At 69.5% G+C, this 1,919-nt stretch carries 2 protein-coding genes; both read left to right on the top strand.

Annotated elements, in window-relative coordinates:
* Nucleotides 1-426, top strand: a 426-nt coding sequence (locus tag NQ160_RS23100; protein ID WP_257517353.1) for a peptidylprolyl isomerase, incomplete at its 5' end; no start/stop codon positions are given.
* A gap of 48 nt (nucleotides 427-474) precedes the next feature.
* Nucleotides 475-1,917 (top strand): argininosuccinate synthase, encoded by a 1,443-nt coding sequence (gene argG / locus NQ160_RS23095; protein ID WP_257517352.1) that lies wholly within the window; start codon nucleotides 475-477, stop codon nucleotides 1,915-1,917.
* Nucleotides 1,918-1,919 lie beyond the last annotated feature (2 nt).

Raw genomic sequence — 1,919 nt, 5'->3', positions numbered from 1 at the left:
ACCCTCGACGCCGAGCGCACCCCGTGCACGGTCGGCAGCTTCGTCTCGCTTTCCGAGCAGGGCTACTACAGCGACACGATCTGCCACCGCCTCACGACCTCGGGGATCTTCGTGCTGCAGTGCGGCGATCCGACCGGCACCGGCCGCGGCGGCCCCGGTTACAGCTACGCCGACGAACTCGACGGCACCGAGACGTATCCCGCCGGAACCGTCGCGATGGCCAACGCCGGCCCCGACACCAACGGCTCGCAGTTCTTCCTCGTCTACGAGGACAGCCAGCTGCCGCCCTCGTACACGGTGTTCGGGCAGATGGATGCCGCCGGCCTCGAGGTCGTGCGCGAGGTCGCCGCCGCCGGCGCCGAAGGCGGGGCCCCCGACGGACCGCCGGCCACGCCGGTGACCATCACCGACGTCGTCATCGGCTGAGCGGCCCACCGCTCAGGCGGCATCCCCACCTTCACTAGACTGGAACCCATGTCGAAGGTCCTTCAGTCCCTGCCCGTCGGCGAGCGCGTCGGCATCGCCTTCTCCGGAGGACTCGACACATCTGTCGCCGTCGCCTGGATGCGTGACAAGGGCGCCGTCCCCTGCACCTACACCGGCGACCTCGGCCAGCCCGATGAGACCGACATCGCCGCCATCCCGGGCCGCGCGCTCGAGTACGGCGCCGAGGTCGCGCGCCTGGTCGACTGCAAGACGGCGCTCGTCGAAGAGGGCTTCGTCGCCCTCGCCTGCGGCGCGTTCCACATCCGCAGCGGCGGCCGCACGTACTTCAACACCACGCCGCTCGGCCGTGCCGTCACCGGCACGCTGCTCGTGCGCGCCATGAAGGAAGACGGCGTCGACATCTGGGGCGACGGCTCCACCTACAAGGGCAACGACATCGAGCGGTTCTACCGCTACGGCCTTCTCGCCAACCCCGCCCTGCGCATCTACAAGCCCTGGCTCGACGCCGACTTCGTCACCGAGCTCGGCGGCCGCACCGAGATGAGCGAGTGGCTCGTCGCCCACGGCTTCCCCTACCGCGACTCGGCCGAGAAGGCCTATTCGACGGATGCCAACATCTGGGGCGCCACGCACGAAGCGAAGACGCTGGAGCACCTCGACGTGTCGCTCGAGACGGTGGAGCCCATCATGGGCGTGCGCTTCTGGGACCCCGAGGTGCAGATCGACACCGAAGACGTCACCGTCACCTTCGAGGCGGGCCGCCCCGTCGCCCTCAACGGCGTCGAGTACGCCGACCCGGTGGAGCTGGTCTTCGAGGCCAACCGCATCGGCGGCCGCCACGGCCTGGGCATGAGCGACCAGATCGAGAACCGCATCATCGAGGCGAAGTCGCGCGGCATCTACGAGGCCCCCGGCATGGCCCTGCTGTTCACCGCGTACGAGCGGCTCGTGAACGCCATCCTCAACGAGGACACCCTCGCCACCTACCACGAGCAGGGCCGGCGCCTGGGTCGCCTCATGTACGAGGGCCGCTGGCTCGAGCCGCAGTCGCTCATGCTGCGCGAGTCGATCCAGCGCTGGGTGGGTTCCGCCATCAGCGGCTCGGTCACCCTTCGCCTGCGCCGCGGCGAGGACTACACCGTGCTCGACACCACAGGCTCGGCGATGTCCTACCACCCCGAGAAACTGTCGATGGAGCGCGTCGGCGACGCCGCGTTCGGCCCCACCGACCGCATCGGCCAGCTCACGATGCGCAATCTCGACATCGCCGACTCGCGCTCGCGTCTCGAGCAGTACGCCAGCATGGGTCTCATCGGCGGCGCCACCGGCGAACTGGTCGGAAAGCTCGAGCGCGGTGGTGCGGACGAGATCACCGAGCACGCCGACCGCTACTCGGCCGAGCGGGAAGGTCTGGCAGAGGCCGTCGACGAGGCGTCGGAGTCGGCATCCTTCGACTTCGGCGCCGACTGAGC

It is taken from the genome of Microbacterium sp. zg.Y909 (assembly GCF_024626565.1).
Note: the sequence above shows the minus strand (reverse complement) of the source record. Positions and strands in the feature narration are given on the sequence as shown.

Excerpts from the sequence above, each read along its gene's own strand:
- argG (WP_257517352.1), top strand. The coding sequence starts at position 475 with ATGTCGAAGGTCCTTCAGTCCCTGCCCGTCGGCGAGCGCGTCGGCATC.